17 protein-coding genes, 1 tRNA gene and 1 pseudogene are annotated in these 19,709 nt (G+C 63.9%); 8 read left to right on the forward strand and 11 right to left on the reverse strand.

The features are described 5' to 3' along the window. Positions 1–151: 151 nt before the first annotated feature. From IVB01_RS09710 to IVB01_RS09735, 6 genes are all read right to left on the reverse strand, one after another. Complete coding sequence (locus IVB01_RS09710; protein ID WP_247279966.1) at positions 152–2,626, reverse strand: DNA translocase FtsK; 2,475 nt, start codon at positions 2,624–2,626, stop codon at positions 152–154. 9 nt (positions 2,627–2,635) lie between these two features. Beyond that, on the reverse strand, positions 2,636–3,850 hold the full coding sequence (locus tag IVB01_RS09715; RefSeq protein ID WP_247279967.1) for an aminotransferase class I/II-fold pyridoxal phosphate-dependent enzyme: 1,215 nt from the start codon (positions 3,848–3,850) through the stop codon (positions 2,636–2,638). A gap of 436 nt (positions 3,851–4,286) precedes the next feature. Further along, positions 4,287–5,735: an ammonium transporter gene (locus IVB01_RS09720; protein WP_247279968.1), complete on the reverse strand. Its 1,449-nt coding sequence runs from the start codon at positions 5,733–5,735 to the stop codon at positions 4,287–4,289. Positions 5,736–5,773: 38 nt separating this feature from the next. Further along, the gene (locus IVB01_RS09725; protein ID WP_247279969.1) at positions 5,774–6,112 is read right to left on the reverse strand and encodes a P-II family nitrogen regulator; all 339 of its coding nucleotides are present in this window, start codon (positions 6,110–6,112) and stop codon (positions 5,774–5,776) included. 307 nt (positions 6,113–6,419) lie between these two features. Then, complete coding sequence (locus IVB01_RS09730) at positions 6,420–7,721, reverse strand: ammonium transporter (protein ID WP_247279970.1); 1,302 nt, start codon at positions 7,719–7,721, stop codon at positions 6,420–6,422. A 133-nt stretch (positions 7,722–7,854) separates the two neighbouring features. Next, on the reverse strand, positions 7,855–8,193 hold the full coding sequence (locus tag IVB01_RS09735) for a P-II family nitrogen regulator (protein WP_028176997.1): 339 nt from the start codon (positions 8,191–8,193) through the stop codon (positions 7,855–7,857). A 234-nt stretch (positions 8,194–8,427) separates the two neighbouring features. Here IVB01_RS09735 and IVB01_RS09740 point away from each other — a divergent pair, with 234 nt between their 5' ends. After that, positions 8,428–9,303: a DUF4339 domain-containing protein gene (locus IVB01_RS09740; protein ID WP_247279971.1), complete on the forward strand. Its 876-nt coding sequence runs from the start codon at positions 8,428–8,430 to the stop codon at positions 9,301–9,303. Between the two features lie 4 nt (positions 9,304–9,307). Here the strand turns inward: IVB01_RS09740 and tesB are convergent, their stop codons facing one another. Then, entirely contained in the window at positions 9,308–10,171 is an 864-nt protein-coding gene (gene tesB / locus IVB01_RS09745) for an acyl-CoA thioesterase II (RefSeq protein WP_247279972.1), read from the reverse strand. A 204-nt stretch (positions 10,172–10,375) separates the two neighbouring features. On the opposite strand from tesB, the gene IVB01_RS09750 reads away from it, so the two are divergent. Further along, positions 10,376–11,596 (forward strand): ubiquinone biosynthesis hydroxylase, encoded by a 1,221-nt coding sequence (locus IVB01_RS09750; RefSeq protein ID WP_247279973.1) that lies wholly within the window; start codon positions 10,376–10,378, stop codon positions 11,594–11,596. Between the two features lie 246 nt (positions 11,597–11,842). On the opposite strand, the gene IVB01_RS09755 is transcribed toward IVB01_RS09750, so the two are convergent. Beyond that, the gene (locus IVB01_RS09755; protein ID WP_007598651.1) at positions 11,843–12,040 is read right to left on the reverse strand and encodes a Trm112 family protein; all 198 of its coding nucleotides are present in this window, start codon (positions 12,038–12,040) and stop codon (positions 11,843–11,845) included. Between the two features lie 59 nt (positions 12,041–12,099). Continuing rightward, positions 12,100–12,630, reverse strand: a complete 531-nt coding sequence (locus tag IVB01_RS09760) for a TetR/AcrR family transcriptional regulator (protein WP_247279974.1) — start codon at positions 12,628–12,630, stop codon at positions 12,100–12,102. A gap of 109 nt (positions 12,631–12,739) precedes the next feature. Between IVB01_RS09760 and IVB01_RS09765 the strand changes: the two genes are divergently transcribed. The 4 genes from IVB01_RS09765 to IVB01_RS09780 all read left to right on the forward strand — a co-directional run bounded on the left by IVB01_RS09765 (position 12,740) and on the right by IVB01_RS09780 (position 16,943). Beyond that, positions 12,740–13,090 (forward strand): hypothetical protein, encoded by a 351-nt coding sequence (locus IVB01_RS09765; RefSeq protein WP_247279975.1) that lies wholly within the window; start codon positions 12,740–12,742, stop codon positions 13,088–13,090. Positions 13,091–13,297: 207 nt separating this feature from the next. Beyond that, on the forward strand, positions 13,298–13,576 hold the full coding sequence (locus IVB01_RS09770) for a PepSY domain-containing protein (RefSeq protein WP_247279976.1): 279 nt from the start codon (positions 13,298–13,300) through the stop codon (positions 13,574–13,576). Between the two features lie 63 nt (positions 13,577–13,639). Next, the gene (locus IVB01_RS09775; protein WP_247279977.1) at positions 13,640–14,233 is read left to right on the forward strand and encodes a cytochrome b/b6 domain-containing protein; all 594 of its coding nucleotides are present in this window, start codon (positions 13,640–13,642) and stop codon (positions 14,231–14,233) included. A 202-nt stretch (positions 14,234–14,435) separates the two neighbouring features. Next, positions 14,436–16,943 (forward strand): EAL domain-containing protein, encoded by a 2,508-nt coding sequence (locus tag IVB01_RS09780; RefSeq protein ID WP_247279978.1) that lies wholly within the window; start codon positions 14,436–14,438, stop codon positions 16,941–16,943. A 6-nt stretch (positions 16,944–16,949) separates the two neighbouring features. On the opposite strand, the gene IVB01_RS09785 is transcribed toward IVB01_RS09780, so the two are convergent. Further along, on the reverse strand, positions 16,950–17,627 hold the full coding sequence (locus IVB01_RS09785) for an LON peptidase substrate-binding domain-containing protein (protein WP_247279979.1): 678 nt from the start codon (positions 17,625–17,627) through the stop codon (positions 16,950–16,952). 32 nt (positions 17,628–17,659) lie between these two features. Then, the gene (gene trxA, locus IVB01_RS09790) at positions 17,660–18,583 is read right to left on the reverse strand and encodes a thioredoxin (RefSeq protein ID WP_247494474.1); all 924 of its coding nucleotides are present in this window, start codon (positions 18,581–18,583) and stop codon (positions 17,660–17,662) included. 272 nt (positions 18,584–18,855) lie between these two features. Between trxA and IVB01_RS09795 the strand changes: the two genes are divergently transcribed. Together IVB01_RS09795 and IVB01_RS09800 are read left to right on the forward strand one after the other, a co-directional pair. After that, a tRNA-Gly gene (locus IVB01_RS09795) sits at positions 18,856–18,930 on the forward strand. Positions 18,931–19,006: 76 nt separating this feature from the next. Then, positions 19,007–19,527 (forward strand): annotated as a pseudogene (locus tag IVB01_RS09800) (hypothetical protein). The last annotated feature ends 182 nt before the right edge of the window (positions 19,528–19,709 follow it).

A 19,709-nucleotide genomic window follows, 5' to 3' on the forward strand; every position in this document is an offset into this window, starting at 1 on the left:
GCGCGCTACGCGCAGCGATGGTGGCAGCGAATCGAATGTCCGTATGTCTGATCAACGCGTCGTCCTAACGTGGCTGGGCGCCTTCTTAGCGTGATTTCGGCCAAAAGCAGATATCGATTCTGCGTGAAATGATGTCTCGAGGTCCCTTGCCTCACATATGGCTGTCTTCTTCCTCGACCAGAATCTCACGCTTGCCGGCATGGTTGGCGGGCCCGACGATGCCTTCCAGTTCCATGCGCTCCATCAGCGATGCAGCGCGGTTATAGCCGATTTGCAGGCGGCGCTGGATGTAGCTGGTCGAGGCCTTGCGGTCACGTTTGACGATGGCAACGGCCTGCGCAAATAAATCGCCGCCGCCGTCGGCACCCATGCCCGTGGCGTCGAACACCGCGCCATCCTCGTCCTCGGTGGGCTCTTCGGCCGTGACCGCTTCGAGATATTCGGGCTGGCCCTGCGTCTTGAGGTGACGCACCACCTTCTCGACCTCCTCGTCGGAGGCAAAAGGTCCGTGCACGCGGCTGATGCGGCCGCCGCCGGCCATGTAGAGCATGTCGCCCTGGCCGAGCAGCTGCTCGGCGCCCATCTCGCCGAGAATGGTGCGGCTGTCGATCTTGGACGTCACCTGGAAAGCGATGCGGGTCGGGAAGTTCGCCTTGATGGTGCCGGTGATGACGTCGACCGACGGACGCTGCGTGGCGAGGATCACGTGCAAGCCGGCGGCGCGCGCCATCTGCGCCAGACGCTGCACCGCGCCTTCGATGTCCTTGCCGGCGACCATCATCAGGTCGGCCATTTCGTCGACGATGATGACGATGTAGGGCAGCGGGTCGAGCGAGAGCTTCTCTTCCTCGTAGATCGCCTTGCCGGTCTCCTTGTCGAAGCCGGTATGCACCGTGCGCGTCGGCTCCTCGCCCTTGGCCTTCAATTCGAGCAGGCGCGTGTTGTAGCCATCGATGTTGCGCACACCGAGCTTGGCCATGTTCTTGTAGCGCTCTTCCATCTCGCGCACGGCCCATTTCAGCGCAACCACCGCCTTCTTCGGATCGGTCACAACCGGCGTGAGCAGATGGGGGATGCCGTCATAGACGGAGAGTTCGAGCATCTTCGGATCGACCATGATCAGCCGGCACTGGTCGGGGCGCAGCCTATAGACCAGGCTGAGGATCATGGTGTTGATGGCGACCGATTTGCCGGAGCCGGTGGTACCGGCGATCAGCATGTGCGGCGTGCGCGCTAGGTCGATGATGACGGGATCGCCGCCGATGGTCTTGCCGAGGCAGAGCGGCAGCTTTGCAACCGTGTCGGTCGCCTCTTTCGCCACCAGCAGTTCGCGCAGATAGACCTTTTCCCGGTGCGCGTTCGGCAGCTCGATGCCGATCGCGTTACGGCCGGGCACGACCGCGACGCGGGCGGATAGCGCGCTCATCGAGCGCGCGATGTCGTCGGCAAGCCCGATCACGCGCGACGACTTGATGCCGGGCGCCGGCTCCAGCTCGTACAGCGTGACGACGGGACCCGGATTGGCCTTCACGATCTCGCCGCGCACGCCGAAATCCTGGAGCACACCTTCGAGGGAGCGGGAATTGGTTTCAAGCTCGGCCTTGCTGAGCGGCTGGCGGTCGCCGGCCTTTGGCGCGGCGAGCATGGAGACGGACGGAAGATCGAACTTGTCGGAGGATTTCTTGGCAGGAGTTTTCGGAGCAGCCTTCTTGCGCGGGGCGCGCGCGGCGGGCTCCTCCTCTTCCTCCTCGTCTTCCTCTTCTTCGTACTCGTCCGCGTGGTCCTCGTCTTCGGACTGCGGTGTGATCGAGGGCGCGCCGCGGCCGCCGCCGAGATTGGGCTCCTGACGACTGAACGCAACGGGCTTGGTCTTCGGCCCGCTCGAGACCAGCGAGCGGTAAGCGGCGCCGAGCAGCCAGATCAGTCGCGCCTTGGTGCTCATCAAGGCGTGGAACAGCCAGCCCAGCGACACCGAGCCGCGATCGCTCTCCTCGTCTGCGTCGAGCGGTTTGTCGTCGTTTTCGATATCCGCGAACTCGTCGTCATGCTCGCGCGCGCCGAGACCACAGGCGATCAGGAAGGTCGCCGTCATCGCGGCGAACAGGATCGTGCCGAGCAAGATGCGGTAGATCGTGCCGGCCGGCCCAAAGATCACTGCGGGTGCGCGCACCAGGGCATCGCCGACCACGCCGCCAAGGCCGGTCGGCAGCGGCCAGGCGCCGCCATGCGGCCAGCAGCTGACGAAGCCCGCCGCGATCACCGTGCAGAGAATCCAGGAGCCGAGCCGCAGCGCTTCGCGGTCGAATGGCCGATGCGTCATCATGCGCCAGCCCCAGACCGCGACGGTCAGGACCAGCATGATCGCGCCGAGCCCGAGGATCTGCATTGCAAGATCGGCGCCGATCGCGCCGGCATAGCCGAGGATGTTGCGGATCGGCCGTGAGGTGGCGTGGCTGAGGCTGGGATCCTGCACCGACCAGGTCATCAGCGCCGCCGACGCGCCGCCGGACAGCGCGACCAGGCCGAGGCCGGTGAGCTCGCGCAGGCGCCGCGCCAACCCCTCGCGGATCGAGGGCGGCAGATGGCCGACCAGTGGAATGACACGTTCGATTGCCGACATGCTCATGGGCCCCGCCTAACCCAGAGTCTCGACCAGGCGGTGCAGCGCCTGCGCCGTGGTCTCGCCATCCTGCACCAGCGCGAGGCGAATGTAGCCTGCGCCGGGATTGAAGCCGTCGGGCTGGAGCCGCGCCAGATAGCTGCCGGGCACCACGCGCACGCCTGCTTCCTTGAAGAGTCTCAGCGTCACGGACACGTCGTCGCCGATCGCGGACGTGTCGAGCCAGACGCAGAAGCCGGCATCGGGCCGGCGGTAGCCGTAACGATTGCCGATGATCTGGTCGGCGAGATCGAACTTGATCCGGTAGAGCCTGCGGTTCTCCTCGACATGCGTTTCGTCGCCGTAAGCAACGGTCGCGACATGCTGGAGCGGCACCGGCACTTGCGGCGCCGCGATGTTGCGCAGCTCCAGGAACATGCCGATGAACTTCTTGTCACCGGCGGCAAAACCGACGCGCAGGCCCGGAAGGTTGGAGCGCTTCGAGAGCGACTGGAACGCGACCACGCGGGTGAAATCGGGGCCGGCGCATTCGAGCGCGCTGCCCGGTGCCTCGCGGGTGTAGATTTCCGAATAGCACTCGTCGCTGAGAATCACGAAGCCGTGGCGATCGGCGAGTTGCTTCAACCGCTTGAAATAATCGGGTGTGGCGACCGAGCCCTGCGGGTTGGCGGGCGAGGCGAGATAGAACGCCACCGTTCGCGCCAGCGTCGCCTCATCGATGGCATCGAGATCGGGCAGGAAGCCGTTGTCGACGGTGGTCGGCAGATAGACCGGCTCGCAAGCTGCTGCGAGGGCGCCGGCGCCATAGACCGGATAGAACGGGTTCGGCATCAGGACGGCGGGCTTGCCCGGGCGCGGGCCGACATAGCGCGCGGCTGCGATCGCGGCGAGGAACAGCCCCTCGCGGCTGCCGTTGAGGACGAGAATCTCGCTCTCGGGGTCGAGCGCCCGGGGCAGGTTGAAACGCGACGACAGCCAGGCGCCGGCGGCTTTGCGGAACGGGTCGGTACCCTTGTTCATGGGGTACCGCCCGAAATCGGCGATGTGCTTGGCCAGCACCGGGCCGACGAAATCAGGCACCGGATGCTGGGGTTCCCCGACCGCAAGCGTGATCAAGGGCTTACCCGGCTGATGCGGGGCCAAGAGCTCGTTCAGCCGGACGAAGGGCGAGCGTTCGGTCTCGGAGCTTCCACCGGTCTGCGGCGCACGGGATGAAGCGGTCATAGCCATTCTGGGCGCCAGCACTCTTGGAACAGCCGGTCGCGCGAAGGCACCGGCGGGAAGCGGTTCAGTTCACCATAGATAGGGCGAGGTTAAGACGCGATTAACCATCGACCGCCGCCTCCGTCCAGAGCGGGAATATTGAGGCGGGATGACGGCGGGATCCATGGCGCTTTTGTCGAGGTCCTCGCTTCTCGTCGCTGGCGGCGCTTGATCGTGCTCTTCCCGGGACGTGGATGTTTCGGCGACGTCTTGGCCGGGACGAGCCCGGCCAAGACGAGCTTCGCGACAGTCGCGCAACGGCAATCCTTTCTTCGGCACCCCGATCGAAAGAAAGGGGCTCCAGCTTGCGCTGGAGCCCCTCAACGGTCAGGGCATTGCCGGGTATGTGCCCGAACCGTAGGTCTGGTCGCGGTCCCCAAGGAGATCGCGACCGGGAGGAGAGTTACATGTTGTAGGCGCGCTCGGTGTGCTCGGTGATGTCGAGGCCTTCACGTTCGCTCTCGACATTGGTGCGGAGACCAACGATCACATCGACGACCTTATAGAGGATCGCCGAACCGATGCCCGACCACACCAGCGTCGTGCCGACACCCCAGAGCTGGGCGATCATCTGCGTTGCGAAGTCATAATCGGCAGCCTTCGGCGGGATCGCGGTATAGTCCATGATGCCGGCACCACCCAACGCGGGGTTGACGAGGATGCCGGTGCCGATCGCGCCGACGATGCCGCCGACGCAGTGCACGCCGAACACGTCGAGCGAGTCGTCATAGCCCAGCGCGTTCTTCACGGCGGTGCAGAAGAACAGGCAGACCACGCCGACCACGAGGCCGAGAACGATCGCACCCATCACGCCGGAGTAACCGGCCGCAGGCGTGACCGCCACGAGGCCCGCGACAGCGCCGGAGATGACGCCGAGCACCGAGGGATGACCCTTGATGATCCACTCCGCGAACATCCACGACAGCGCGGCGGCTGCGGTGGCGACGAAGGAGTTGGTCATGGCGAGCGCGGCGCCGCCGTTGGCTTCGAGATTGGACCCGGCGTTGAAGCCGAACCAGCCGACCCAGAGCAGCGAGGCACCGATCATCGACATGGTCAGCGAGTGCGGAGCCATCAGCTCCTTGCCGTAGCCGACGCGCTTGCCGATCAGCAGAGCGCCGACGAGACCTGCGATGCCGGCGTTGATGTGCACCACGGTGCCGCCCGCGAAGTCGATCGCGCCCTTCTTGAAGATCCAGCCGGCGTCGGCATTGATCTCGTCGAGCTTGGCCTGCGCCGCGGTCTTGGCTGCCGCGTCACCCGCCGCTGCGAGGGCCTTGGCCGCATCCTGAATCATGTCCGGGCCGGGCCAGTACCAGACCATGTGCGCGATCGGGAAGTAGATCAGCGTGACCCAAAGCGGGATGAAGAGCGCGATCGCCGCGAACTTCATGCGCTCGGCGAAGGCGCCGACGATGAGGGCGGGCGTGATCGCCGCGAAGGTCATCTGGAAGCAGACATAGATGAGCTCCGAGATGTTGGCGTCGACCGAGAAGGTTGCGGCCTTGGTATCGGTGGTCACGCCCATCATGAAGGCCTTGGAGAAGCCGCCGATGAAGTCGGAGCCGCCGGTGAAGGTGAGGCTGTAGCCGTAGACGGCCCAGATCACGGTGACGACGCAGACGGTGTAGAACACCTGCATCAGAACCGAGAGCATGTTCTTGGAACGGACGAGGCCGCCGTAGAACAGCGCGAGGCCGGGGATCGTCATCAACAGCACAAGCACTGTCGATGTCAGCATCCAGGCGTTGTCTCCCTTGTTGACCGTTGGCTCGGCATAGGCTGCGGTCGCAGCGAACAGGCCGACTGCGAGAGCCGCCAGTCCCGCGCCATAGGGACGCTTAAACGTCATTTTATTCACTCCTGATTGGATAAAGGTTGAGCGCGAAATCAAAGGGCCGCGGCGTCGGCCTCGCCGGTGCGGATGCGCACCGCATGGTCGAGGTTGATGACGAAGATCTTGCCGTCGCCGATCTGGCCGGTTTTCGCGGCAGACGTGATGGCGTCGACGGTTTTGTCGACCTGGTCGGAGGCGATAGCGACCTCGATCTTGATCTTGGGCAGGAAGCTCACGGCATATTCGGCGCCGCGGTAGATTTCCGTATGGCCCTTCTGGCGGCCATATCCCTTGACTTCCGTCACCGTGAGACCGTGAACGCCGATGGCGGTCAGGGCGTCACGGACTTCTTCCAGCTTGAATGGCTTGATAATCGCCATAACAATTTTCATGGGTCCTATCCCCGCTTTGGCCCGGTCCGGACATGGCCGGGCGTTCTCGACTGGTTCGCCACGAGGGAGAAGTTCACTACGCGGGCACAGCCGGGACCCTAGAATCAAATGCCGTGCCAGATCAGGCGCGTTGCCTAATAGATTATGAAAACGGGTGTTTTCGCGCTTGGCGCGTGCTGCTGCGCAGTGCGCTATTACGTCGCGCTCAAAACGTGGTCACGACTGCCCAAAAGGCGGGCAGGACAGGCTGTCGACACAATGTTGCTCATGCCTCGGGCAACGGGAAGGTAATTTCGTAGCGTAAGGCTTATTGCAGGGCCTCGCCGTGCTGCGAAATGTCCAGGCCTTCGAGTTCGTGCTCATGGGATACGCGCAACGGCACGAACAGGCCGACCAGCTTGAGCAGGATGAAGCTCACGCCTGCCGACCAGACGAAGGTGACGGCGACGCCATAGAACTGGATCAACAATTGCTGGGGATGGCCCTCGATCAGGCCGGCGGCGCCGCCAATGGCGCTGGTTGCGAACACGCCGCCAAGCAGGGTGCCGGTCAGGCCGCCGATGCCATGGACGCCGAACACGTCGAGCGAATCGTCATAGTTGAAGCGGTGCTTCAGCCAGGTGCAGGCCCAATAGCAAACCGCACCGGCGATGATGCCGATGACAATGCCGTGCCAGGGCGCCACGAATCCGGAGGCCGGCGTGATGGTGCCGAGCCCCGCGACCGCGCCGGAGATCATGCCGAGCACCGAAGGCTTGCGCCGCGTCGACCATTCGATCGCGCCCCAGGTCAGGGCGCCGGCGCAGGCGGCGAGATGCGTTGCGATGATCGCCATCACCGCGCGCGAATTGGCCGCGCCCGCCGAGCCGCCGTTGAAGCCGAACCAGCCGACCCACAACAGGCCGGTGCCCATCACCGCGAGCGAGAGATCGAATGGCGAAAGATTCTCGGTGCCATAGCCGTGACGGCGCCCCATTACCATCGCGGCGACGAGGCCGCCGGTGCCGGCCGACAGATGCACCACGAGGCCGCCGGCGAAATCCAACACGCCCATACTGGCGAGGAAGCCGCCGCCCCACACCCAATGCGCCAGCGGAATGTAGACGAACATGAACCAAGCGACGGAGAACAAGAGATAGGCGGAGAACCGCATGCGATCGGCGACCGAGCCCGCGACCAGCGCCACCGTGATGATCGCAAACGTCATCTGGTAGAGCATGAACAGCGATTCCGGGATCGTCTTGGCCGCCGGATTGATGCTGTCCATGGTCATGCCCGCAAGGAACCAGCGGTCGAGCGTGCCCATCCAGGGGCCGTCGCCGACGAAGCACAGCGAGTAGCCGAACGCGACCCAGAGAATCGAGATCAGCGTCACTGCGGCGAGGCTCTGCGCCATGGTGGCAAGCACGTTCTTCTTCCGCACCATGCCGGAGTAGAACAGCGCAAGTCCCGGGATCGTCATCATCAGCACCAGCGCGGTGGCGACGATCATCCAAGCGGTGTCGGCGGTGTTGATCTCGGAGCCCGCGGCGTGCGCCGGCGAGGCAATGATCGACAAAAGTCCGATCGGCACAGCCAAACAAGCTGCGCGGCGCAACAATCCCGCCATGTCGTTCCCCCAGCATGGTGATGACGTCGCACACTGTGGCGTCGTTGCCCGGTGCGATCGACGAAGACATATCAGCGCGTTTTTGAGCGAAGCGGATTCCGGCTCGCCCCAAGACAACGCGTCAAACCAGAATCTAGAGCGCGTCGCTGTCGGTTTCGCCGGTGCGGATACGCAGCGCGTGGTCGATCGGCGTGACGAAGATCTTGCCGTCACCGATCTGGCCGGTGCGCGCGGTCGCGGTGATCACGCTGACCGCCTTGTCGGCCACGTCGGATGCGACCGCGATCTCGATGCGCAGTTTGGGCAGGAAGTTCACGACATATTCGGCGCCGCGATAGATCTCGGTGTGGCCCTTCTGGCGGCCATAGCCCTTCACCTCGGTCACGGTCATGCCGTGCACGCCGATCGCCGTGAGGGCCTGGCGGACCTCATCGAGCTTGAAGGGTTTGATGATCGCGACGACGAGTTTCATGGTCAGGCCTATTCCCCGGGATGCGCCGTATGTCCTCGGCGCTGCGTCAATCTGGCATCTTTCCGGGCAAATGGCACAAAAAAGTTGCAGGTTGAAGCGGAAAAACGTTTGGCCATGTGAACGGCCGCCTCTGTACAGGGCAGCCGTTCATCCTTCACAATGCATTTTTGGCATGGATGCGGTGAACCCAGGCGTCCCGGCCGGTACATAAGTATGTTCGAGGGGGACGGCTACATGGCGAGTTGGTTCTACGCATCCGAGGGCAAGCAGCAGGGGCCCTTTCCGGAGGGGCAATTTCGCGACCTCGTCGCCCAAGGAATCGTGCGCCCAGACACGCTGGTGTGGACCGAGGGCATGGCCGGCTGGCAGAAGGCCGCCGAAATTCCTGGCCTGGTCCGCGGCGGCGCCGCGCCGCCGATGATGCCGGCCGGCGGATATGCTCACGCTGGCGGCTATGATGGCGCAGGTGGAGGATCACTTTCGGTCGATTTCGGCATCCTCGAGTTCACCTGGCGCAGCATCGTCTTGCTGATCGGAATGATCTTCGTCCTGCCAGCGCCGTGGGTGTTCGTCTGGTACACGCAATGGATCGTGTCCTGCGTGAACGTCCCGGGGCGTCCGAACCTCAGCTTCACCGGCAATGCGATGACGCTGGTGCCCTGGTTTTTCGGCTTCATCGTCCTGGCGATCGCCATCTCCTTCATCGGCAGCGAGATCTTGAGCAACCTGCTGTTCATCGTCCAGATCGTTCTCTACTGGCTGCTGATCAAATGGATGGTCGCGAACCTCGCCTCCAACGGGCAGCCGCTGGGCCTGAGCTTCACCGGCTCGATCTGGGCCTATATCGGCTGGAGCCTGCTGTTCGCGGTCTCGATCATCACCATCATCGGCTGGGCCTGGGTCGCCGCGGCGCAGATGCGCTGGTTCTGCCGCAGCGTCGAAGGCACGCGGCGCGAAATCGTCTTCAAGGGCAGCGGCCTTGACATTCTGTGGCGTGGAATCGTGGCCGTGATCCTGTGCAGCTTCATCATCCCGATCCCGTGGGTGTATCGCTGGATCATGAACTGGTTTGCATCGCAGACCGAGCTCGCTCCGCGCGGCTCGCTCTAAGCTATCACGCCCTCCGCTCGCGCACCGAGCCTTCCTGCGCGACGGAGGCCACCAGCGTGCCGTCGGGCTTGAAGATCGAGCCGCGGGTCAGGCCGCGGCCGCCTTGTGCGCTCGGCGAATCCTGAGCGTAGAGCAGCCACTCGTCGGCGCGGAACGGGCGGTGAAACCACATCGCGTGGTCGAGACTCGCTGGCATCATGCGCTTGTCGAACAGCGTGCGGCCATAGCGCGCCATGATCGCATCCAGCAGCGAAAAGTCCGAGGCATAGGCGAGCGCACACATGTGCAGTGCCGGATCGTCGGGCAGTTTCGCAGCCGTCTTGATCCAGACGTGAATGCGGCCATCGTCGATCTTCTGGCCGAAATAACGGCCGAGCTCGACCGGGCGCAACTCGATCGGACGATCGGATTCATAATAGCGGCGGATGAACTCCGGCATCTCCTTGAACATCGGCTGCTTCGCCACCTCCTCCGCCGTGAGCTTTTCCGGCGGCGGGACGTCGGGCATCTTGTCCTGATGATCGAACGCACTCTCCTCCTCGGCGTGGAACGATACCATGATCGAGAAGATCGCGTTGCCGTGCTGGATCGCGGTGACGCGGCGCGTCGAGTAGCTCTTGCCATCGCGCAGGCGCTCGACCTGGTAGATGATCGGGATCTGCGGGTCGCCCGGCAGAATGAAATAGCAATGCAGCGAATGCGGCAGCCGGCCCTCGACGGTGCGGCAGGCCGCCACCATCGCCTGTCCGATCACTTGGCCGCCGAACACCCGCTGCCAGCTCGTTTTTGGGCTGTTGCCGCGGAACAGGTTCACCTCGAGCTGTTCGAGGTCGAGGATTGAAATGAGGTCGATCAGGCCTTTGGACATGCTGCTGCTTTCGAGTGCCTCGTCATTTCGGGCATCGCGACAGCGATGCCCCGGAATCCCGAGCCGATAACCTCCGGATTCCGGGTTCGCGCTCGCGCGCGCTCCGGCTGACGGAACGATTGCCGTTCCGCCCTTGTTTCACCGCACTGTTTCGCCCACCTCAAGTCTGCTAGCAAGTCCAGGAATTGGCCGGGAAAGTCGGGTATGTCGGTACAGGGGAGCATTGTCATTGGCGGCGGCGCGTTTGCAGGGCTGGCGCTGGCGCTGGCGCTGCGCCAGGGGCTCGGGCCCGAGATTCCCGTCATCGTCGCCGATCCCGCGCTCAGCATGCGTCCAAGCCGCGATCCGCGCGCAACTGCGATCGTGGCGGCTTGCCGCCGGCTGTTCGAGGCGATCGGCGCTTGGGACGATGTCAGGGGCGAGGCGCAGCCGATCCTCGACATGGTCGTCACCGATTCCAAGCTGGAGGACGCGACGCGTCCGGTGTTCCTGAATTTCGCCGGCGATGTCGCGCCGGGCGAGCCCTTCGCGCATATGGTCGAAAACCGTCGCCTGATCGATGCACTGGTGGTGCGTGCGGAGGCCGAGGGCATCGATCTGCGTGCCACCATTGTCGCCTCGTACGACGCGCGTTCCGAAGGCATCGACGTGACGCTCGGCGACGGCAGCGTGATCGCCGCAAGCCTGCTGGTCGCCGCGGATGGCGCCAGATCCAAGCTGCGCGAGCGCGCCGGCATCGCTACCCATGGCTGGGAATATGACCAGTCCGGCATCGTCGTCACCGTCGGGCACGAGCGCGATCACGAGGGCCGCGCCGAGGAGCATTTTCTGCCGGCCGGTCCGTTCGCGATTTTGCCCCTATCCGGCAAACGCTCCTCGCTGGTGTGGACCGAGCGCCGCAGCGAAGCCGCACGCATCATCGCGCTGAGCGAGGCGGAATTTCACGGCGAGCTCGAGCAGCGCTTCGGTCTGCATCTCGGCGAGGTCAAGGCACTCGACACGCCGCGTGCGTTCCCGCTGTCCTATTTCGTCGCGCGCTCCTTCATCGCCGAGCGTCTGGCGCTGGTCGGCGACGCCGCTCATGTCATCCATCCGATCGCGGGCCAAGGCCTCAACATGGGACTGAAGGATGTCGCCGCGCTGGCCGAGGTGGTGGTCGATGCCGCGCGTCTCGGCATGGATCTCGGCAGCGTCGATGTGCTCGAACGTTACCAGCGCTGGCGCCGCTTCGACACCATGGCGATGGGCGTCGCCACCAACTCGCTGAACTTCCTGTTCTCCAACCAATCGACGCTCCTGCGCTCGTTGCGCGATATCGGCCTCGGCCTCGTCGACCGCGCCCCGCCGCTTAAGAATCTCTTCATCCGACAGGCCGCCGGCTTGACCGGTGAAGTGCCGCGTTTGTTGAAGGGCGAAGCGTTGTAGGCGGAGGTTTCAAGAGCGCTCGCCCCACCCTCTCTTCATCGTCCGGACAAGCGCGCTCTGAGCGCGCGCAGATCCGGGACTATACGCCGCAGCAATGATTTGCGGGCTTGGAGTTACCAGCTTCGCGCCATAACTCCCTTTGTGGTTATGGATCCTGGCCCCCCGCACGCAATTGCGCGCTAGGCCGGGACGACATCAAGAATGTGGTGAAGCCATCGCGCTCCAGCCGGGATACGTGCCGTGACTTCAATCGATCTTGCGCGCCTCTTCCGGCAGCATGATCGGGATGCCGTCGCGGATCGGGTAAGCGAGCTTGGCGCTGCGCGAGATCAGCTCCTGCTTGGCAGAATCGAACTCCAGCGGGCCCTTGGTCAACGGGCAAACCAGAATCTCCAGCAGCTTCGGATCGACGCTGGCTTCGGGGCGTTCGGTGGGCGCGTTCATGATGGTCTCCGGCAGTCGGATTGCCTCTAGCACAGAAATTCGCATCCGCCCATCGCGGCCTAAGCGGACATCATCCGCAAGAGCTCGTCGAGCAGGGCCTGGAGCCGCGCCTGCGGCACGGGCGTGCCCGATAACGCGAAGCCGAGAAAGCTCCAGTACAGGATCTGCGAGCGCGCCTGCGCCATCGCCGGGTCGAGTCCCCGCTTCTTCAGCAGCGCCTCGATATAATCGAGCCTGCGGCGGTCGATCGCACGGACTGCGCCTTGCGCGGCCGCATCGAACGCCGCCCAGTTGCGCACGGCGCGCTCGAGGTCGAGCCGCGCGCTGAAAGATCTTCGCAACAGCGCCGTCAGCGGTTCGTCACTGCCAGCCTCGACATCGGCGATGATCTGCTCGGCCGCGATCTCGCGCCAGCGCTTCAGCAAGGCCGCGTGGAAGGCGCCGAGATCGGCAAAATGCCAATAAAAGCTGCCGCGCGACACGCCCATGGCCTTGGCGAGCGGATCGGCCTTCAGCGCCGTGAAGCCGCTTCTGGCGAGCGCCTTCAGCCCCTGTTTGATCCAGTCGTCGGCGGCGAGCTGTTCGGTCATGGCGAGTTCCCGATGATCAGGACCATACACGAGTGTATTGACAGGTCACCGTGCGCGGGTCCATACCATACACACCTGTATGGCCACTGGATAGATCGGAGTTTCCGTCATGCGCGATCTCCTGCTGCAATGCTCCGGCGCTGCCGCGATCGTGCTGGCGCTGATCCACGGCATGCTCGGCGAGACCAAGGTGTTCGCTCGTGCCACAATCGAGCCGCCGCGCCTTCGTACGCTGATCCGCTTGGTGTGGCAGGCCGGCACGGTGGCCTGGATCGGCGGCGGCGTGCTGCTGCTCGCGGCACCCTTGATGCAGTCGAACCTCGCCCGGCACTGGATCGTCGTCACACTCGCCGTCGTGTTCGGCTGCGCGGCACTCGCCAACGCCCTCGCGACGCGCGGCCGCCACTTTGGCTGGGTCGGCATGGGCACTGTGGTGGCGCTTGCGGTTGCCGGCTACTAGCGGCGCTCGCGTTTGGCCCGTGAGGCGTAAGGCCGCAGCCGCACTTCAAATGCGCGTTGCATGCGGAGAGCGCTGATCTTTTGGCGACCATTAGAACAAATCTAAGATTGGTCACCCCAAACCGGATTGACTTCACCTTCGCCTTTGCTTCCTTCGGCTGCGCTTCGCGCTGAGCACACAGCGCACACGACAGAGGAGGAGACGTTCGTGAAGGTCATTCGAGTTGTTGCCATTGCACTGACGATCGGGATTGGTACGGGATCGGCGGTCATGGCCGACGGTTTCAAGGACTGCACCAAGCTCGACAAGGCGTCATGGAAGCCGGCCAGCGAGGCCGAAGCCAAGGCGAAGGCGCTGGGCTACGAGGTGCGGCGCTCCAAGATCGAAGGCTCGTGCTACGAGGTGTACGGCGTCAAGGAAGGCAAGCTCTACGAGCTGTTCTACAGCCCCGAAGATCTCAGCCTGAAGCATACGATTGCCAAATGACTTGCGCGAAGTAGTCTGCGCCAAGTGACTCGCGCCAAATGACTTGCGCAAAGTGAAGCGGAATTGATGGCAGAAGCGATGCCACAAGCGCGCGGGGTGTCCAACGGGACCCCCGCGGATCGAACTGCTTCGCGGGCGGTCGCGGTCTGGGACCTCCCGCTGCGGCTCTGGCACTGGCTTCTCGCGACCTCGGTTCTGATCGCGTGGTTCACGCCGACCGTCTATGACGGCCTGCACCGCATCGTGGGCTATACGGTCATCGGCCTACTTGGCTTCCGACTGGTCTGGGGCTTCATAGGAGGCCGTTATTCGCGCTTCCGGATGGTCGGGGTCAGACTTCGCGCGGCGCCCGGCTATCTCTGGAACCTGCGCCGCGGCATCACCGGCCGCTATATCGGACTCAATCCTGCCGGCACCTTGATGCTGGTGGCGCTGCTGGCTTCGCTCGCGGTGTCGACGATCACGGGCGCGATGTCGGTGACCGTCACTTTTTTCGGCGTCTGGTGGGTCGAGGATACCCACCATTATTCATCGGACGCCGTCATCATCCTGGTCGTGCTGCACGTGCTCGGCGTGGTGCTGATGGGGACGCTCCAGCGCGAGAACCTGATCCGCGCGATGTTCACCGGACGCAAGCGCATCCGCAATCGCCTCTAGGGCTTGTTGCCGATCCTTGCAGGTCTCCTTCGCTCTCCTTGGGCGCGATGGCGGTGTGACGCATGCGCAATGCTCGGCAAAATCGAATTGCGCAGGAAGCATTAACGTCACGGTAAGCATGCAATCAGGCGTTGCACAAAATTAACGCGAACGACGTTTAGCCCGTTCACCATCGACACTATTGACGATGGAGCGATATTGGATGTTCCGCGTTTTTTCCTGCCTTACCGTCGAGCATGATTGGCGGTTGGTCCTGCTGGCTGGCCTGGTCTGTTTCGTCGCGAGTATCGTTGCGATCAGTATCTTCCATCGCGCGATCGCTGCGCGCGCGAGATCACGGTTGATCTGGATCGCCATTGCTGGCGCTGCGATCGGATACGGAATCTGGGCAACCCATTTCGTTGCGATGCTCGCCTATGAGCCTGGCGTCCCGACCGGTTATGGAATCGTGCTGACGACGCTCTCACTGGCTACGGCAATGCTGCTGACGTCGGGGGGCTTCAGTGTTGCGCTCGGCGATTCCGGCCGGTGGCGCGCAGCGGCCGGCGGCGTCATCATCGGCGGCGGCATTGCCAGCATGCACTATCTCGGCATGTGGGCCCTTGAAGTGCCGGGTCGCGTCGCCTGGTCGCCGGACCTCGTGCTCGTCTCGATCACTCTCGGCATGTGCCTCGGCTATGCGGCCTTGGCTGTGGCGATCAGGTACCAGAACTACCGCGGCACGCTCGCGGCGGCGGTCCTGCTGACCCTTGCCATCGTATCGCATCACTTCACGGCCATGGGTGCCGTGCAAATCACGCCGGACCCAATGCGTGCGACAGGTGTCCTATCGCTTTCTCCGGCCGTGCTCGCGCTGGCTATCGCCGGTGTAGCACTCTCCGTGCTGGGCATGAGCCTGATCGGCGTGGTGGCCGATCGTCGCCTGGCAAGCAGAACCGTGAAGTTCGAAGGGATCATCAGCCAGCTTTCGGACGCACGGCAGCAGCTCGAAGACTCGCAGCAGGAGCTACAGGAACAGAAGCTGAGGCTGGACACGGCCATCAACCACATGGTCGAAGGCCTTTGCATGTTCGATGCCGAGAAGAGGCTGGTCATCTGCAACGAGCGTTACGCCAATCTGTATCGGCTGCCGCCGGAATTGCTGCGCGCGGGAACCTCGCACCGCGACATCATCAGGCATCGCATCATCAGCGGTACACTCAAAAGCGACGCAAGCGACATTGCCGCCGAGCAACTGATCTCGAAGCTCGATGCTTTGCCAGTCAATGCGGTCTCGAGCCGAATCGACGAATTCGCTGATGGCCGGTTGATTTGCGTGACGAGACAGCCGATGGCTGGTGGCGGATGGGTGGCAACGCATCTCGATGTCACGGAGCAACGCCGGTCCGAAGCCAAGATTACCTATATGGCGCAGCACGACGCGCTGACGGAGTTGCCAAATCGCGTGCTGCTGAGAGCGCGTTTGGAGCAGGCCTTCGCCGAGACGCGCAATGGAGCTCGCCATCTGGCGGTCCTCATGATCGATCTCGACCGCTTCAAGGAGGTCAATGACACGCTCGGACATCCGGCGGGCGACTCGCTGCTGCGTGCGGCCGCGACGCGTTTGCGGGAGTGCAGCCGGGAAACCACCTTGATTGCCCGACTGGGTGGCGATGAGTTCGCCGTCGTGGACTATGTTACAAATCCCGTCGTGGATGCGGCCTCGTTCGCCGAGACGATCAAGGCTGCGCTCTGCGAACCCTTTGACCTTGGCGATCATCAAGTCACCGTGGGCGCCAGCATTGGGATCGCCATCGGGCCCCGCGACGGGGCTGATTCCGACGTCATCCTCAAGAGCGCAGACCTTGCTCTGTACGCGGCAAAGAGTGGCGGACGCGGCGCATTCCGCTTCTTCGAACCGGAGCTGGACCAGCTCATGCATGTCCGCCGCAACCTGGAAAAGGACATGCGCAGAGCGCTTGCGCGGGGCGAATTCGAGCTCCACTACCAGCCATTTGTGAGTGTGGAGACCGGCCAAACCTGCGGCTATGAGGCGTTATTGCGGTGGCACCATCCGGAGCGCGGTCTGGTCTCGCCTGCCGAATTCATTCCGCTTGCGGAGGAAACCGGCTTGATCCTGCCCCTGGGCGAATGGGTCTTGAGAGCTGCCTGCACTGAGGCAGCCAAGTGGCCTTCCGATCTGATGATCGCAATCAATCTCTCTCCCGCTCAGTTCAGGAGCAAGGAGCTCGTCTCCATCATTGTCGGCGCCCTGGCGACCTCGGAGATTGCGCCGCACCGGCTCGAGCTCGAGGTCACCGAAACCGTCATCATGCACGACAGCGACGCGGTGTTCGCAGCGCTTGGGCAGCTGCGCGAGCTCGGCGTGCGAATTGCCCTCGACGATTTCGGCACGGGCTATTCATCGCTGAGCTTTCTGCAGAAATTTCCATTCGACAAGATCAAGATCGACCGCAGCTTCGTCAGCGAGCTGTCCAGCAAAAGCGAAGAGGCGCATCGGATCGCCCGTGCCGTCGTGGCGTTCGCGGTCAGCCTCGGCAAGACGACGACCGCTGAAGGCGTCGAAGCCGCCGAGCAACTGGACATCCTGCGCGAACAAGGCTGTGTCGAGGCGCAGGGCTACTATTTCAGCCCGCCAATGCAGGCCTCGAGGATCCCGGAGGTGGCCCAGCGGAAGGCCGAAGCCGAAGCGGCTGTCCGTGCCGCGTAGGTGTTCTCACTGCAGCGGCGGATCGCCGCTGGTGCGCTTCTTGGCGAGATCCATTTCGGTGACCGCGATCAGGATCTCGGCGCGGGTCTTTAAGTCAGGCGCCTCCAGCATGGCCTGCTTTTCCGCGGGTCCGTAGGGCGACATCATCGCCAGCGCGTTGACCAGCGCCTCGTTGGGCGCGCTCTCGACGCCCTCCCAGTCGACCTTGAGGTTGTTAGCCTTCAGGAAGTCCGCCAGCACCGCCAGCAGGGCTTCGCGATCGACCTGGTCCTCGCCCATACGCGCGGTGAAATCGTCGACGAAGGCGAAGAAATCCACCTTGCATTGCCGGTAGGCGGTCAGCACGTCGAGCTCCTCGACCACCTTGAAGCGCGAGACGCCGGTGAGCTCGAGGATGTAGCGGCCATCACCGGATTCAGCGAGCTGGGTGATGCGGCCGACGCAGCCGACGCGGAACAGCGCCGGCTTGTCGGAATTCTTCGGCGAGTGCGCCACATCAGGCTGGATCATGCCGATCAGGCGATGGCCGTCGCGGAAGGAATCGTCGACCATCGCGAGATAGCGCGGCTCGAAGATGTTGAGCGGCATCTGGCCCCGCGGCAGCAGCAGCGCACCCGGCAGCGGAAATACCGGAATGACCTCCGGAAGGTCGGCGGGCCCGCGATATTCGATGTTGATCGGCATCTGCCCGGTCCCCCTGGCGTTGCCAGCACGCCCTACGAAAACAGGATCGTCGACAAACGCTTGCGTCCCTCGACGGTTGCATCATCCGTGCCGCCCCAGGCCTCGAAGAACTGCACCAGCTGCTTGCGGGCGCCGTCGTCGTTCCATTTGCGGTCGCGCTTGATGATCTCGAGCAACTGCTCGGTGGCGGCCGGGCGATTGCCTTGCGCGTTGAGCGCGGTGGCGAGATCGAATCGGGCCTGATGATCGAGCGGGTTTGCGGCGACTTTCTGTTCCAACTCGGCCACCGGTCCCAGCGCTTCCGCCTGCTCGGCGAGGTCGATCGTGGTCTGCACGGCTTTCACGGCGGGATCGTTGCGCTTGGATTCCGGCACCATGGCCAGCGTCTGCTTGGCCTGTTCCATCGCGCCGGAGACGGCGTAGCACTTTGCAAGGCCCGCAAGCGCCGCGATGTTGGTCGAATCATGCTGGAGCGCCTCGGCATAGATCTGCGCGGCCGCAGCCGTGTCGCCCTCGGCGAGCACGGCCTCGGCCTCCTGCACGATCTCGGCGACGTTGACCTCGCCCGGCGCGGTGACGCCCTTGGTCAGCCGCTCGATGAAGGCATTGAGCTGGCTCTCGGGCACCGCACCCATGAAGCCGTCGGCTGGCTGGCCGTTGACAAAGGCGATCACCGCCGGAATCGACTGGATGCCCATCTGCCCCGGAATCGCCGGGTGCTGGTCGATGTTCATCTTGACCAGCTTGACCTTGCCCTTGGCCGCCTTGACCGCCTTTTCCAGGATCGGGGTGAGCTGCTTGCAGGGGCCACACCACTCCGCCCAGAAATCGATCAGCACCGGCTGGCGCTTCGATTCCTCGATGACGTCCTTCACGAAAGTCTGGGTGGTGGTGTCCTTGATCAGATCGGCGGCAGCCGGGCCCGCCCCTCCGTTACCCTGGTCGATGATCGTCACGGGATCCCCTCGTCATGTCTGGAATGGCGGCTCTTTAACACGCCGCCGATGCATATGCTTGGTGTCGGCTCCTAAATTGGGCCGAATGGGCCGAATTTCAATCCAGGTGCCTTGATTCGCCGGTTCCGGGGCGCTTTCGGGCGATTTGGTCGCATTCAGCGTCCATATGGGGCCTCCGACTGCGAATCTATGCCGCCTGTAGCTGTTGCATTCCCCTTCCGCTTTTGGCATACGACAGCCGTTGCCGGCGCGTCACGCGACCGACACAGGATGCGGGTGTAGCTCAGTGGTAGAGCACGACCTTGCCAAGGTCGGGGTCGAGGGTTCGAGCCCCTTCGCCCGCTCCAATTTTTCCCAGAGCATCCAGCCGAACCGGGCCGGGCCGTGGTTTTCCACGCCGCCGGCGACTGCATTGGGTCTCACATGACGATTCTGGTCACCGGCAGCGCGGGCCACCTTGGGGAGGCCATTCTCCGGACGCTGCGGGGGCGCGGATTGCCTGCGCGCGGGGTCGATCTGAAGCCATCTTCCTTCACCGACGCGGTCGGATCGATCGCCGACCCAGGCTTCGTGCGGCGCCAGATGGCGGGCGTCACCGCGGTGATTCACACTGCGACGCTGCACAAGCGGCCACGAGCCCGTTCGAGCAACGCCATCTCGCGGCGCTCGCGCGCGATGCTGCCGGTGTCGTGCGCGAGCTCTATCCGGATTGCGTGCAGCTCTATGCGGCGCGCGGCTGGCGCCTCTTCCCCGCGATCGATCGCGTTTATGTCAACGAACGCGCGCGGCGCGAGCTGGGCTGGCGGCCTGAATTCGACTTCGCGCATGTGCTGCGCAGCCTGCATGATGGCCGCGATTTCCGCAGCGCGCTGGCACGCGAGATCGGGTCGAAAGGCTATCATGAGGCGGAGTTCGACGATGGGCTCTACCCCGTCGACCCGTAAGCGCGCTTACCGCAATTTTGCTCGATGCTTCAACTGTCTGTCCGGTGTCGCCGAGCGCAGGCTGGCCTGAGCCGATCTACTGTGCATGGGGTTGTTTTCGCATTTTTTGGATGTCCGCCCCTCGCGCCGCCTGAAAACGGTCACGCGCGATATCGATTCCGCGTTGCAGCGAGAGCGTTGGC

This window comes from Bradyrhizobium sp. 164, from assembly GCF_023073715.1.
Lineage (GTDB): Bacteria > Pseudomonadota > Alphaproteobacteria > Rhizobiales > Xanthobacteraceae > Bradyrhizobium.